The organism is Rhizobium sp. Root1334 (assembly GCF_001426665.1).
Classification (GTDB): domain Bacteria; phylum Pseudomonadota; class Alphaproteobacteria; order Rhizobiales; family Rhizobiaceae; genus Pararhizobium.
In genome coordinates this window covers 184,746-198,972 of record NZ_LMEY01000029.1, presented here as the reverse complement: position 1 = coordinate 198,972, position 14,227 = coordinate 184,746, and the positions used below count along the sequence as shown (strand labels likewise).

Genomic DNA, 14,227 nt, shown 5'->3' with positions numbered 1-14,227 from the left:
CCTGCGTTTGTTGCGCTGTATATGGCGGAAATGGGTAGAAATTACCAGTGGGGGATAATCTGCCGCTTGAGGGGGGAGCAGAGCGAAGCGGCGGGGTGGGGTGATTTGCGGCAGACACAATTGCCTTTCGTGTTCGCGGAGGTCGCCCCCCATCCGCTGCGCTGCGGCGACCTCCCTCTCAAGGGGGAGGTGAAACCCGCAACACTTCAAGCCACGCCCGGAAAATCCGCCGTGGTTTTCTCTGTTGTTTACTTGGCCGGGGCGCTGGAAAGTGCCGGGACAAAGTAAGTATATGACGCCTTCCAGCGCCCCGTTCAGTNCCACGCCCGGAAAATCCGCCGTGGTTTTCTCTGTTGTTTACTTGGCCGGGGCGCTGGAAAGTGCCGGGACAAAGTAAGTATATGACGCCTTCCAGCGCCCCGTTCAGTATTCGACGATGGGCAACTCCGGTTTCTCTGCGGGGATGGCGGCGCCCTTTTGATACGGGCTGACGCTGACGTTGCCGCCGCGTCAGGAAAGATATTGCTGTCGCAATACCGCTCGCCGGTCCTCATGTGTGCCTCACAGGCACGCCCCGCCATTTTGCAGACGGGAGGGNGCACCGGCCCTGTCTCACCGCTACGCCTAGCGGTCTCGCCGATGACAGGACGCAATGATGATGGCACAGGTTTTGATCGCGGGGATTTGCGGGGATGAAAAAATGTTGGAAGCTGCTTACTGGTGTGGTCAAGGCGTCGCGGTCCCGGCGGGCGCGGGTCATGCTGATTGTTGGGCGCTGATGCTTACGGAGAGATGCCATGTTTGAAACCTCGCCCCTCCTCACCGGGAAGTGCATGTGCGGTGCCGTCGAATATGCAGTCGACGACGCCTTCGAATATGCAATGAATTGTCACTGTTCCAACTGCCGGCGCACGACCGGGTCGGCTTTTAAGCCGATTGCCGGGATCAGGCGTGAGCGGTTTCAACTCATCAAGGGCGCGGAAGCGATGTCGATCTACGGAAAACCCGATGAGAACCATGACGTGCATTGCGGTACTTGCGGGTCACTGGTCTATTCGGTGGTACGCGAAGGTGCCTATGCCCATGTTCCTATGGGCACGCTGGTGGATGCGCCGACGATCCGGCCAACGGCGCATATTTTCGTCGGCTCGAAGGCGCCATGGTATGAGATTACCGATAATCTGCCGCAGTATCGGGAATTTCCCGAGGGGTGACGGGCCGTGGCGCCGGTCTCCTTCTTCTCCCGGCGGCGGGGAAAGGGACGCTGAACCTAAACGGCCGGTACATCGAATACTTCGCCTGCTCTGAGTGGCCGGAATTTTTCCGGCGTTACGCCCTGATCCTTCAAGGCAACCTCAAGCGCCTGAACCGGTGCCTCGATCCCCTCATTGGTCAGCTGCACGGTGCCGAAATGGTGACCGGCGGCATAGGAAGCGTTGCACAGCCGCATGCCTTCGACGGCTTCCTGCGGATTCTGGTGTTGCGCCCTCATGAACCAGCGTGGCTCATAGGCGCCGATCGGCAGGTTGGCGAGGCGGAAGCCGCCGTGTTTGGCGGCAGCGGCCCGGTAGTTGAAGCCGTCGTGAAAGCCGGTATCGCCGACATGGTAGATTTTGCCTGATGGTGTCGAGATCACGAAGGCGGCCCAGAGCGCCATGCGGCGGTCCTGGGACGTACGTGCCGACCAGTGGTGGCAGGGTTCGCAATCGATGGTGATGTCATCCCAGAAGGAAGTCTGGTCGCCCCAGTCCATGTCGGAAATTTTGGCTTCGGGAAGGGCGCGGTGGATGATCGTATCGTTGCCGAGCGGGGTGACGATGTGTGGGCTGTGCTCTTCATGCAGCCGTTTCAGCGTGGCGAGATCGAGGTGATCATAGTGATTATGGGTAACGATCACGATGTCGATGGGCGGCAGGTCTTTAAAGGCGATGCCGGGCGCGACGACGCGTCTGGGGCCTATGAAGGAAAACGGACTGGTGCGCTGCGACCAGACCGGGTCGGTCAGAATATTGAGGCCGCAGACCTGGATCAGCAGTGAGGCATGGCCGATCATAGTGATGCGTAGGGTATCACCACCGACGCGACTATCGGGTTTCGCCTGTGGAAAGGGACTGCGGACAGTCTTGGGCCATATGCTACGTCCGCCTCCGAACTGCCAGCGCATCAACTCGCGAAAGCCGAGTGGTGCTTCGCCCTCGGGGTTGAAGAAGACGGTGCCGTCGAAATGATCGGAGATGGGGCCGGTATAGTAGGGATTTCGGATCTGGCTCACTGCAGCTCTTTCGTTGCACCGGTTTCGCTTCTTAACATGGGGCCTTGCATTTCTCCCTTCAATTGGGCGGCGGCATGCCGGTTTCTGGCGCCGGACCGTCGTTTGGGTTATAACTCAGTTCCGCAATGCAATCCGTTCGTGGAGGGTAAGATGGACAGGGAAGCAACCGTTCGTGGGCTCTTCGCAGCCTATCTGGCCAACCGGAAGGACGAGGTCTCCGACATGCTCACGGAGGATTTCACCTTTTCCAGTCCGAACGACGATCATATTAATAAGGCCACGTATTTCGAGCGGTGCTGGCCGCAGCCGCCGGCCTTTAGCGCCATTCACATCGAACGCATTTCGCTTGAGGACAACGAGGCGCTGGTGCGCTACCGGGCTGACAAGCGGGACGGCGGCGCATTTCGCAATGTCGAGATCATCCGGTTTCATGGCGACCGTATCGCTTCGGTGGAGGTCTATTTCGGCCGGGATGCCTGAGAAAGGCTTGCGGGCAGGCAGTTGGGGCGGTGAAATTGCCGTCTCGCCTTGACTTTGCCGACCATATCGTGTTTACCGCCCGCAATCTGCGACAAGAACAAGACTTGTAGCCGCCGACCCGGACCCCTTGCGGAGATCCTGGAGGTCAACATCCGACAGCGCGATGCGCCCTCGGGTGCTTTTTGGCTTTGCGTCTTGTTTTCGTCATGGAAAAGCACAACGTTTCGGGCGAAGCAAAAGCCCTGAAACGACAAGGATGAAGCGATGTTTGAAAGTCTCCAGGACCGCCTTGGATCCATTCTGAATGGATTGACCGGCCGTGGCGCGCTGTCGGAAGCCGATGTCTCGGCTGCCCTGCGCGAGGTTCGCCGCGCGCTCCTGGAAGCCGACGTCGCACTCGAAGTTGTTCGTTCGTTTACCGACAAAGTCCGTGAAAAGGCCGTTGGCGCCGAAATCCTGAAGTCGATCAAGCCGGGCCAGATGGTCGTCAAGATCGTCCACGACGAGCTGGTCGCCATGCTCGGATCGGAAGGCGTGCCGGTCGATCTGAATGCCGCGGCCCCCGTCGTCATCATGATGGTCGGTCTGCAGGGCTCGGGTAAGACGACGACGACGGGCAAGATCGCCCTTCGCCTGAAGTCGCGTGACAAGAAGAAAGTCCTGATGGCGTCGCTCGACACGCGCCGTCCGGCAGCCCAGGAGCAGCTTCGCCAGCTCGGCGTGCAGACCGGCGTCGATACACTGCCGATCATTGCCGGCCAGTCGCCGACCGATATTGCTGCGCGCGCCGTCCAGGCTGCCAAGCTCGGCGGCCATGACATCGTCATTCTCGATACCGCCGGCCGCACGCATATCGACGAGCCGCTGATGCTGGAGATGGCGGAAATCAAGCGCCGCTCCAATCCGCATGAAATCCTGCTTGTCGCCGATGCGCTGACCGGTCAGGATGCCGTCAATCTCGCCCGCAATTTCGATGAGCGCGTCGGCATTACCGGTCTCGTGCTCACCCGTATGGACGGCGATGGCCGCGGCGGTGCAGCCCTTTCGATGCGCGCCGTCACCGGCAAGCCGATCAAGCTGATCGGCGTCGGCGAAAAGATGTCGGAGCTGGAAGAGTTCCATCCGCGACGCGTCGCCGACCGTATCCTCGGCATGGGCGACATCGTTTCGCTGGTCGAGAAGGCTGCCGAAAACATCGATGCCGAGAAGGCAGCGGCCATGGCCGCCAAGATGAAGTCCGGCAAGTTCGATCTGAACGATCTCGCTGATCAGCTTGGCCAGATGCAGAAGATGGGCGGCATGGGTGGCATCATGGGCCTGATGCCCGGCATGGCCGGCATGAAGGACAAGATGGCGTCTGCCGGTCTCGACGACCGCATGTTCGGCCGCCAGCTCGCCATCATCTCCTCGATGACCAAGGCAGAGCGCGCCAACCCGGATATTCTCAAGCATTCCCGCAAGAAGCGTATCGCGGCCGGTTCCGGCACCGATGCGGCCGAAATCAACAAGCTGCTGAAAATGCACCGCCAGATGGCCGACATGATGAAAATGATGGGCGGCAAGGGCAAGGGCGGCATGATGAAGCAGATGATGGGCGGTCTTGCCGGCAAGATGGGCCTTGGTGGCATGGGCGGCGGAATGGGCGGCATGCCCGATCTGTCGAAGATGGACCCCAAGCAGCTCGAAGCCCTGCAGAAGCAGGCGGAGGCCGCTGGCCTCGGCAAGGGCATGGGTGGCGGTGGTTTGCCCGGTCTGGGCGGCGGCATGAAGTTGCCGGGTCTCGGTGGCGGATTCCCGGGGCTTCCCGGACTGCCGAAGAAGAAGTGAGGACTGGACCGGTATGATTGATCCCGCCGTCAAACAGGAACTCTCGGGCTACCGTCAGTCGATCGACAATATCGACGCGGCGCTCGTGCACATGCTGGCCGAACGCTTCCGCTGCACCAAGGCAGTGGGCGTGCTGAAGGCCAAATACAATTTGCCGCCGGCGGATCCGGCGCGCGAGGAATACCAGATCGAACGCCTGCGCCATCTGGCGCGGGATGCCAATCTGGATCCGGATTTCGCGGAGAAGTTCTTGAACTTCATCATCCACGAAGTCATCCGGCATCATGAAGCAATCGCTGCCGATCTCAAGGATTGATCAGCTTTAACGCATACACAAAAACACCGCCCCAGGCGGTTGGATATCTCAAGGAGTACAAAACATGGCACTGAAAATTCGTCTCGCCCGTGGTGGTTCCAAGAAGCGCCCGTTCTATCAGATCGTTATCGCTGACGTGCGTTCGCCGCGCGACGGCCGTTTCCTGGAAAAGGTCGGCTCGTGGAACCCGATGCTCAAGAAGGACGACGCAAAGCGCGTTGAACTGAACATCGAGCGCATCCAGCATTGGCTGTCGAACGGCGCGCTGCCGACCGACCGCGTTCTGCGCTTCCTCAACGAAGCCGGCGTTGCTACCCGCGAAGCCCGCTCGAACCCGACCAAGGGCCTGCCAGGCAAGAAGGCTCTCGAGCGTATCGCCGAAGCCAAGCAGAAGGCTGAAGACGCAGCCGCCGCTGCTGCCGAATAAGCCACGCGTCAGCGTGTTTTTAAAGACGGGCGGCGTTTTCATGCCGCCCGTTTTCGTTTATGCGAAGGGCTTGATCTGGAGAGTGACCCGGCAATGAGCAAACTCAAAAACCCTGTCCATATGGGAACGATCGGCGGCGCTCAGGGCCTGCGCGGTGAAGTGCGCGTCAAATCCTTTGCCGAGGAACCGACCGCCATCGGCGATTATGGCCATTTGCACGCCGAGGACGGCCGTTCGTTCGAGGTATTGGAAGTGCGCGAGGCGAAGAACGTCGTCGTCGTGCGGTTTCGCGGCGTCAACGACCGCAATGCCGCCGAGGCACTGAACGGGCTGGAGCTCTATGTCGAACGCGACAACCTGCCGGACGACGATCTCGATGAAGACGAATTCTTCTACGCCGATCTGGAAGGGCTGGAAGCGCTCGATGCCGACGGCAAAAGCTATGGCACTGTCACCGGCGTGTTCGACTTTGGCGCGGGCGATCTGCTTGAGCTGAAGGGCCCCGGCAAGCGGCCGGTGCTGATCCCCTTTACCGAATGGTCGGTGCTGGAAATCGACCTGGAAGCCGGCACGATGCTGGTCGATCCGCTCGCGGCCGGTCTGACCGACGACAAGGACGAGGATCCGACCAAACAGTTCAAGCCGAAGGCGAAGTAAGACTTGCCCTTCCGCGCCACCATCCTGACGCTCTACCCGGACATGTTTCCGGGGCATCTTGGCCATTCGCTGTCCGGCAAGGCGCTGGAGCGTGGCCAATGGGCGATCGATACGCTGCAGATTCGCGATTTTGCCGAGGACAAGCACCGCACCGTCGATGACACCCCTGCCGGCGGCGGTGCCGGCATGGTGCTGCGGGCCGATATCCTGGCCAAGGCCATCGATCACGCATCCGACGGCGACGACCGCCCCCGGCTGTTGATGAGCCCGCGCGGCAAGCCCTTGACGCAGGAGCGGGTACGCGAACTGGCAGCCGGGCCCGGCGCGATCATCGTCTGCGGCCGGTTCGAAGGGGTCGATCAGCGCGTCATCGACGGACGGAAGCTCGAAGAGGTTTCGATCGGCGACTATATCCTGTCCGGCGGCGAGCCGGCGGCACTGATCCTGCTCGACGCCATCGTGCGTATCCTGCCCGGCGTCATGGGCAATGATCTCTCCGGCGTGCATGAGAGTTTTGAAGGTGGGCTGCTGGAGCATCCGCACTATACAAGGCCGCAGGTGTTCGAAGGCCAAGAAATCCCGGCGGTTCTGACATCCGGTCATCATGGCGATATCGCCAAATGGCGTGAAGCCGAAGCCAGGCGGCTAACGGCGGAAAGGCGGCCGGACCTGCTGCGGAAATAGCGTCAGTCCGATTGTCTCAGAGGTGTGGCGGGTGTCTGCCCGGTATTTGGGTATTTGCCCGGCATAAGCTTTATGTAACGTCTTGATGATATGTGTCGTCCATTCGATTAAGACGGCAACGAACGAAATGACATCAGCCTGGCAGGTATTGGTCGGCAATCTGGCTTCAGTAGCATTGCTGATCTCGCTCTGGATGCACCTGTATTACCGTTTCTACGGTCTCTCCAAAATTCAGCTGAAGCTTGGCTTCGGGGCGGTGATGGGCCTTGGAGTCGTCATCACCATGCTTTTGTCGGTCGAGTTCGACGGCGGCATCCGGTTTGACCTGAGAAGCTCGTTGCTGGCGATTTCGGCAATGTTCGGTGGGCCGCTGGCGATCGCCATCACGGCACCAATGGCGATGGCATTTCGGCTGGTCATGGGCGGTGCCGGCGCAATCAACGGCGTCATCGGTATTACCATCGTATCGGCAGTCTTTCTCGCTGCGCATTTCGCCCTGGGAAAACACGCGTCGAAGCCAAAAGGCGTTGCGGCAACCGTTTTCATCCTGCCGGTCACGTCGAGCATCCTGATCTTTGTGTTTTCAAAACCTGATACACCGTTGATCATGTACCAGATGAGCCTGATCACGGCCTCCCTGAACATGGTGGCGGCAGCCATATCCGGCACGGTCATGACCTATGTCCACCGGTCGACGCTCGAGCGGGATCTGCTGCGCGCGGCACTGACTCAGGCGCCGGACTTTCACTATGTCAAAAATCCCCGCAGCCGATTCGTCATGACCAATCTGAATGTCGCCCATCAACACGGCCGCCAGAAACCGTCGGACATGGTCGGTTTGTCGGATTTTGATCTGGCGCCGCCGGAGCGGGCCCAGCGCCTGTTCGAGGCCGAACAGCAGATCATGGGTTCGGGTGAGCCGCTGATTGATCATGAAGAGGCGCTCGACGACGAAACGGGCGCGACGCGCTGGTTTTCAACGACGAAAGTGGTGCTGAAGAACCGGCATGGCGACACGGTTGGCTTGGCTGGCGTGACGCGGGACATCACCCAGCACAAGCGTCTTGAGCGCGAATTGCTCGACAGCCGGAACCTCCTGTCTCAGGCAATGGCCGAAATGTCGGACGGGCTGGCGATGTTTGACCGCCATGGTTACCTGCTGTTCTGCAACGAGAGATACCGGACGGCATTCCCGCTCTCGGCCTATGCCCGGCAACCCGGGGCTCATATTACCGACATCATGCGCGCATCCGCCCGCAATGGCGAACGCAAGGATATAGCGAAGGATGTCAGTGAAGTCTGGATCCAGAATACCGCCAAGGGCCTGCATTTTACCCGCGACACCGAAATCCCGTTGTCCGACAATCGCTGGCTCAGCCTGCGGACGCGCCTGACGCAGGATGGCTCGGCCCTGGTAGTCGTGTCCGATATTACGGCGATGAAACATGCCGAATTGTCACTGCGGCAGCTTGCCGAGCAGATGCGGGATCTGGCCGAGACCGATGGACTGACCGGTCTGGCAAACCGCCGCGTTTTCGATGAAGCACTGGCGGCGGAATGCGCCAATGCGCAGCGGACGGTAGCACCGCTCAGCCTGCTGATGATCGATGTCGATCGCTTCAAGTCCTACAATGATACCTATGGCCATCCGGCGGGCGATGCCTGCCTGAAGCATGTGAGCGCATGTCTGAATGCGATTGCCAATCGCCCGGGTGATCTGGTCGCGCGCTACGGTGGGGAAGAGTTTGCCATTGTGCTTCCGGCGACGGACCGGGCGGTAGCACTCGATCTTGCCGAGGCATTTCGGGCTGCCTTGCAGCAGCGGGCGCTTGTCCATGCCGGCAGCGAATTCAATGTTGTCACCGCAAGCATCGGAGTTTCGACCTTCGACGCCGGTACGCTTGTGACGTCGGCTGAAGACCTGGTCGAAAGGGCGGATGAAGCGCTATATCAGGCCAAGAAAATGGGGCGAAACCGGGTGGAGGCCAGCGGTTTCGAGGCACGGCCGGAGCGCCTCACGCGGACCTAGAGTTTATCCGGGCCTGCCTTCCGGCGAGCACTTCTTGTCCTCATCATGACCACCATGGCGCACCAATCGGCGCGCCATGGTCTTTTGCCGGATTATTCGGCGGCCTGGGCCAACGCATCACCGGCTGCTTGCGGCCTGCCACCTGCAAGGATTTTCTGGCCCAGGGCGATGATGATGACCACCGCTACGCCGGCCGCGACCGAGAGCCAAAAGCCATTTTGCGCGCCGAACATATCAACAACCAGGCCGGCCAGAAATGCGCCAAGCGCCATGCCGATGCCAATGCCGGTCATGACCCAGGTGATGCCTTCCGTCAGCATCGATTCCGGCACCCGGCGTTCGATCAGGCCAAAGGCGGTGATGAACGTGGGCGAGATGGCGATGCCGCTGACGAAGACCGCAAGGGCTAGAAGTGGTATTGTATCGGCGATCAGCAGCGGCAGGGCTGTCACGGCCAGGACGCTGACGGCGATCAGCAGCTGCCTGTGCAACGGCGTGCGCAGCTTGAGGGCGCCGAGGATGAGGCCAACCACGAACGAGCCGATCGCATAGACGCCGATGACGAAGCTGGCGGCGCCCGGCTGGCCAAGCTCCCTGGTCATGGCGACGGTGGTGACCTCGGCCGTTGCGAACATCGAACCGACGAAGATCAGCGCCAGCGTGATGATCTGCACGGAGCGCAGGCGAATGGCCGATGTCTGCGCCACTCCTGTCTCGACCGGGCGGACCGCCGGTTCGGTCGATCGCTGCAGGACAAAGGCGGTGGTGCCCAAGGCAAGGAAGAACGTTGAGATCAGCATGCCGGCCTCGGGAAACAACGAGACGGCCAAACCAACCGATACGGAGGCGCCGGCGATATAGACCAATTCGTCTGCGGCGGATTCAAAGGCAAACGCGGTATTCAACTCCGGGCGGCCACGAAAGATTTCCGTCCAGCGTGCCCGCAGCATGGCCGGCATGCTGGGCATGGCGGCGGCGAGAAAGGCCGAGGCGAACAGGGTCCATTCCGGCCAGTCCTGATTGGCCGACAGGATGAGGAGGGCAAAGGCGACGACCGAGACGATGGTGCTCGGCACGATGATGGCGCTTTGCCCGAACCGGTCGACCAGACGCGAGATTTGCGGGGCTGCCAGTGCATTGGTCAGCGCAAAGGTCGCCGAAACTGCACCGGCGACCCAATAGTCACCACGTGTCTGCGACAGCATGGCGACGATGCCGATCGGTGCCATGGCAAGCGGCAAGCGGGCGAGGAAGCCGGCCGCGGAAAACCCCTTGGCCCCCGGCACGCTGAATATTTCCTTGTATGGGTTGGACATCGGAGGCTCCTAAAATTGTCCGGTCAGGCCACCTACATACGTGGCGTATGTCTTAACGTGGTTGCATACATGGCGTATGTCAATTAAAATACGGACGTATGTAAAAATAAATACGCTGCGTATGTGAAGCAGGAGCCCGTATGGTCAGGATCATTAAGCCTCGCCCGGAAATGATTGCCGAAACGCGTGCCAAGCTGCTTGCGGCGGGCCGCCATGCCTTCGGCACCGTCGGATATGCGGAAGCCTCGATGGATGATTTCACGGCGGCGGCGGGCCTGACGCGCGGCGCGCTCTATCATCATTTCGGTGACAAGAAGGGCCTGTTGCAGGCGGTCATCCGGGAAATCGATGCGGAAATGACGGAGCACTTGCACAGGGTCTCAGCCGCCGCCCCGACACGCTGGCAGGGATTTGTCGAAGAATGTTCGGCCTATATCGAGATGGCGCTGGAACCGGAAATCCAGCGCATCATGTTCCGCGACGGCCCGGCCGTGCTCGGCGACATCTCGCAATGGCCGACGACCAACGGCTGCATCGCGGCCCTGAGCCAAAGTCTGAGTCAGCTGAAACAGGACGGCGAGATCATTGATGTCGACGAGGAAGTGACCGCGCGGCTGATCAACGGCGCCAGTATCAACGCCGCCCTGTGGATCGCCAATTCCGGGGATCCACAAGAGACCTCAAGGCGGGCGGTGCAGGGATTTCGCACCTTGCTCGAAGGCTTGCGGTTGAAGCAGGCGTGACGGCGCCGTCTCAACCCGTGACGAAATAATAGACTGCCAGCAGCAGGCCGACGGCGACCACGAGGCCACGGATCAGCGCCTGCGGCACGCGGCGGGCGAGCCAGACACCGGCATAGCCACCGAGCGCGCCGCCGGGGATCATCACGGCGGCATGCAGCCAACCGACGACGTTGCCGCCGGCAAAGACGACGATGGCGACGGCGGCGATGACCATGGCCAGGAAGTTCTTCAGCGCGTTCAGCCGGTGATAGTCGCCGCCCTTCGACAGGCCGAGCACGGCCAGCATCATGATGCCCATGCCGGCGCCGAAGAAGCCGCCATAGATGGCGGTGGCCAGTTGGCTGAGCAATCCCACCGGCCCGATCGGCGCGCCGTCCACTGCCGACTTCGGCCGCAGCAGCGGGCCGGCGGCAAAGATCGCCGTCGCTGCAATCAACAGCCAAGGGACCAGCGCCCGGAACGAGGGATTGGATAGCGATAGCAGGATCAGCGCGCCACCCAGGCCACCGATCAGCGACAGGACGCCCAGAATGGCGGCCTCGCGGCGGTCCGCCCAGATTTCCTTGGAATAGGCCATGGCCGACGTGACATAGCCCGGAAACTGGACGATGGAGGACGTGGCATTGGCGACGATCGGCGGCAGGCCAGCCAGCGTCATGGCGCCGAAGGTCAGAAAGGTGCCGCCGCCAGCCACCGCGTTGACGGCACTCGACAGGAACCCTGCGACAAACAGCAGAATGGCAGTGGATATGGACATGACGCTCCTCCAGCGATAGAATCCGGCATAGCCTGCAGGGTCACTGGCGGCAAGACGCGGAAATCATCTTCCGCCAGCTTGTGGCATGGAGAATTTTTGCCGCCCGGGGATGACAAACGCTGTGCTTTGGTGTATTCGCCCGACCGGTTCGGGAGAAATCCCGTCAGCCGAAAACAAAGAATGGTGAATTCGCTCCTGTTTCTCCCCGAGAAACAAAACCTTGAGGCGCCTCATCCGAGGTCAGGTCCAACGGGTTCGATCGAGCGCTCTGGCTGTTGCAGAAGAACTTGAGAAGGTTAGACCCATGAACATCATCCAGCAGCTGGAAGCCGAACAGGCCGCCAAGATTGCCGCCAAGCGCACGCTTCCGGAATTTTCGGCAGGCGACACCGTCCGCGTCAACGTTCGCGTGACAGAAGGCACCCGTACCCGTATCCAGGCCTATGAAGGCGTTTGCATTGCCCGTTCCGGCGGTGGCATCAACGAAAGCTTCACGGTCCGCAAGATTTCCTACGGCGAAGGCGTCGAGCGCGTATTCCCGGTTTACTCGCCGCTCGTCGAGGGTGTCGAGATCGTTCGCCGCGGTAAGGTCCGTCGCGCCAAGCTCTACTACCTGCGCGATCGCCGCGGTAAGTCGGCTCGTATCGTTGAAGATACCGGCACCCGCGCCCGCAAGCTGAACGACGCCGAGCGCGCAGCCGTTGCCGAAGAAAAGGCACGTCTGGAAGCTGAAAAGGTCGCAGCAGCACAGGCTCTGGCCGCCGAAAAGGCAGCAGCCGAAGCCGCAGCAGCCAAGGCCGCTGAAGAAGCAGCCGCTGCAGCAGCAGCCGAGCCGGCAGCAGAATAAGTTTCAATCCATCGGGATTGTTTGGAAAAGGCGGTCTTCGGGCCGCCTTTTTCTGTTTGATAGCAGGGGAATTCTCTGGGGGGAGAATGGAATGAGCGACTATATCGAAACCAACCGGCTGAACTGGGACGACCGGGCGGGGCTGCACGCGACGGACACGACAGGCCGCTACCGGATCGACCGGGTGATTTCAGGCGGCTCTTCCTTGCATGCGCTGGAAGCAAGCGAGATCGGCGACATCGCTGGTAAGGACATTGTCCACCTGCAATGCCATATCGGGCTGGATACGCTGAGCCTCAAGCATCTGGGCGCGGGCTCGGTTACCGGGCTTGATTTTTCACCGGTGGCCATCGCCGCCGCGCGAGATTTTGCAAAAAGGGCCGGGACGGAGGCGATTTTTGTCGAGGCCTCGGTCTATGATGCGGCGGCGGCGCTGGAACACCGAACCTACGACATCGTCTTCGTCACCTGGGGCGCCATTCACTGGCTGCCGGATATCTTTCAATGGGCCAAAGTCGTCGCCAGCCTGTTGCGGCCGGGTGGCCGTCTCTACCTGCTCGACGGGCATCCGCAGATGTACCAATACGAAGGCGCGGAGGATGGCCGGTTGTCGCTGACCTATAGCTGGCGCACGCCTGCCGAACAGCCGCTGCTGTTTGAAGAAACCCACACCTATACCGGTGATGAACGGCCGCTAACCCATCAGCGCATGTATGAATGGCTGCACCCGGTCAGCGATACAGTCAATGCGCTCCTCCAGGCCGGGCTGGCGCTCGATTTCTTCAACGAGCACGAAATCCTCGTCTGGCGGCATTATCCGGGCATGGTGGAGATCGGCGAAGACCAGTTCGAGCAGGTACCGGGACTACCGCGTATTCCGCTGTCGTTTTCGATCGGCGCGACAAAAGTTCGCTGAGTTTATGGAGTAGACGGGGTATCCGGTAGGATTTTTCGTAAATTCAACCGGATAGGCCGGGCCTTTCCAATTTTTGCTGGCGGAGGCGAAGCCGTGGCCCTTGCCAGCCCGCTGGCTTCTGTGACACGTTCCGGTCGCCACAATTCAGGAGCCACCCATGTTTTCCCGCCGCATCCTTCTCGCCGGCCTGACCGCCCTTGTTCTTGCGCCCTTCACCGCTGCCGCTGCCGATCTGCCGGATCTGGCAGGGCGCACCGTTATTGTGGTGACCGAGAATGCCTATCCACCGGTCCAGTTCGTCGATCCGAAGAGCGGTAAGGCGATCGGCTGGGAATATGACGCGATGGAAGAAATCGCCAAACGGGTGAATTTCAAGATCGAGTATCAGAACACCAGCTGGGATGCGATGATTCAGGCGGTGTCCGACGGCCAGTACGATATCGGCATGACCGGCATCACCATCAAGGACGAGCGCAAGGCCAAGGTGGATTTCTCCGATCCCTATATGCGCTCGCAGCAGTTCATGCTGGTGCGTGGCGACGAGGCTCGTTTCACCGATGCCAAGACGTTTGGCGCCTTTACTGACGGCCTGATTGGCGCGCAGATCGGTACATCGCCGTTTTATACGGCAGTCTATGAAATACTGGATGGCAACGAACAGAACCCACGCATAAAGCTATTCGAGACATTTGGCGCGACGGTGCAGGCCTTGAAGGCTGGCGATGTCGATACGGTGCTGACCGATAGCGTCGCGGCCCAGGGCTATGTCGATTCCTCGGCGGGTGGCCTGAAGGTCGTCGGCGGGCCGCTTGGCACCGAGGATTTCGGCTTCATCTTCAAGAAGGGCTCGGATCTTGTTGCCCCCGTCAATGCCGCCATCGCAGCGCTGAAGGCGGATGGCACGCTCGACAAGCTGAACCAGAAATGGTTCGTCGATTACAAGATGGGCGAATGAT

Annotated in this window: 15 protein-coding genes; 12 read left to right on the top strand and 3 right to left on the bottom strand. The window is 60.6% G+C overall.

Features of this window, described 5'->3' with window-relative positions:
- Positions 1-797 precede the first annotated feature (797 nt).
- Entirely contained in the window at positions 798-1,214 is a 417-nt protein-coding gene (locus ASD36_RS25835) for a GFA family protein (RefSeq protein ID WP_060512033.1), read from the top strand.
- Between the two features lie 56 nt (positions 1,215-1,270).
- Here the strand turns inward: ASD36_RS25835 and ASD36_RS25830 are convergent, their stop codons facing one another.
- Complete coding sequence (locus ASD36_RS25830; protein ID WP_060502682.1) at positions 1,271-2,272, bottom strand: MBL fold metallo-hydrolase; 1,002 nt, start codon at positions 2,270-2,272, stop codon at positions 1,271-1,273.
- 150 nt (positions 2,273-2,422) lie between these two features.
- Between ASD36_RS25830 and ASD36_RS25825 the strand changes: the two genes are divergently transcribed.
- The 7 genes from ASD36_RS25825 (at position 2,423) to ASD36_RS25795 (ending at position 8,692) form a co-directional block, all read left to right on the top strand.
- Positions 2,423-2,752, top strand: coding sequence for a nuclear transport factor 2 family protein (locus ASD36_RS25825; protein ID WP_060502683.1), 330 nt, complete (start codon positions 2,423-2,425; stop codon positions 2,750-2,752).
- Positions 2,753-3,016: 264 nt separating this feature from the next.
- The gene (gene ffh, locus ASD36_RS25820; protein WP_060502684.1) at positions 3,017-4,579 is read left to right on the top strand and encodes a signal recognition particle protein; all 1,563 of its coding nucleotides are present in this window, start codon (positions 3,017-3,019) and stop codon (positions 4,577-4,579) included.
- A gap of 13 nt (positions 4,580-4,592) precedes the next feature.
- Positions 4,593-4,895 carry a chorismate mutase gene (locus ASD36_RS25815; RefSeq protein ID WP_037097220.1) on the top strand — a complete coding sequence of 101 codons (303 nt, stop codon included), beginning with the start codon at positions 4,593-4,595 and terminating at the stop codon, positions 4,893-4,895.
- Positions 4,896-4,959: 64 nt separating this feature from the next.
- Positions 4,960-5,322: a 30S ribosomal protein S16 gene (gene rpsP, locus ASD36_RS25810; RefSeq protein ID WP_060502685.1), complete on the top strand. Its 363-nt coding sequence runs from the start codon at positions 4,960-4,962 to the stop codon at positions 5,320-5,322.
- 93 nt (positions 5,323-5,415) lie between these two features.
- Complete coding sequence (gene rimM, locus ASD36_RS25805; RefSeq protein ID WP_037097225.1) at positions 5,416-5,979, top strand: ribosome maturation factor RimM; 564 nt, start codon at positions 5,416-5,418, stop codon at positions 5,977-5,979.
- Positions 5,980-5,982: 3 nt separating this feature from the next.
- Positions 5,983-6,663 carry a tRNA (guanosine(37)-N1)-methyltransferase TrmD gene (gene trmD / locus ASD36_RS25800; RefSeq protein ID WP_060502686.1) on the top strand — a complete coding sequence of 227 codons (681 nt, stop codon included), beginning with the start codon at positions 5,983-5,985 and terminating at the stop codon, positions 6,661-6,663.
- Between the two features lie 127 nt (positions 6,664-6,790).
- Positions 6,791-8,692, top strand: coding sequence for a diguanylate cyclase (locus ASD36_RS25795; protein WP_060502687.1), 1,902 nt, complete (start codon positions 6,791-6,793; stop codon positions 8,690-8,692).
- A gap of 92 nt (positions 8,693-8,784) precedes the next feature.
- Here the strand turns inward: ASD36_RS25795 and ASD36_RS25790 are convergent, their stop codons facing one another.
- Entirely contained in the window at positions 8,785-10,008 is a 1,224-nt protein-coding gene (locus ASD36_RS25790) for an MFS transporter (RefSeq protein ID WP_060502688.1), read from the bottom strand.
- A gap of 149 nt (positions 10,009-10,157) precedes the next feature.
- Between ASD36_RS25790 and ASD36_RS25785 the strand changes: the two genes are divergently transcribed.
- A complete protein-coding gene (locus ASD36_RS25785; RefSeq protein ID WP_060502864.1) occupies positions 10,158-10,751 on the top strand; it encodes a TetR/AcrR family transcriptional regulator in 594 nt (197 codons plus the stop codon).
- Between the two features lie 10 nt (positions 10,752-10,761).
- On the opposite strand, the gene ASD36_RS25780 is transcribed toward ASD36_RS25785, so the two are convergent.
- Positions 10,762-11,508: a sulfite exporter TauE/SafE family protein gene (locus ASD36_RS25780; protein ID WP_060502689.1), complete on the bottom strand. Its 747-nt coding sequence runs from the start codon at positions 11,506-11,508 to the stop codon at positions 10,762-10,764.
- A 304-nt stretch (positions 11,509-11,812) separates the two neighbouring features.
- Here ASD36_RS25780 and rplS point away from each other — a divergent pair, with 304 nt between their 5' ends.
- The 3 genes from rplS to ASD36_RS25765 all read left to right on the top strand — a co-directional run bounded on the left by rplS (position 11,813) and on the right by ASD36_RS25765 (position 14,226).
- Positions 11,813-12,355: a 50S ribosomal protein L19 gene (gene rplS / locus ASD36_RS25775; protein WP_037097235.1), complete on the top strand. Its 543-nt coding sequence runs from the start codon at positions 11,813-11,815 to the stop codon at positions 12,353-12,355.
- 91 nt (positions 12,356-12,446) lie between these two features.
- A complete protein-coding gene (locus ASD36_RS25770) occupies positions 12,447-13,271 on the top strand; it encodes a class I SAM-dependent methyltransferase (RefSeq protein WP_060502690.1) in 825 nt (274 codons plus the stop codon).
- A gap of 157 nt (positions 13,272-13,428) precedes the next feature.
- A complete protein-coding gene (locus tag ASD36_RS25765) occupies positions 13,429-14,226 on the top strand; it encodes a transporter substrate-binding domain-containing protein (protein WP_060502691.1) in 798 nt (265 codons plus the stop codon).
- The last annotated feature ends 1 nt before the right edge of the window (position 14,227 follow it).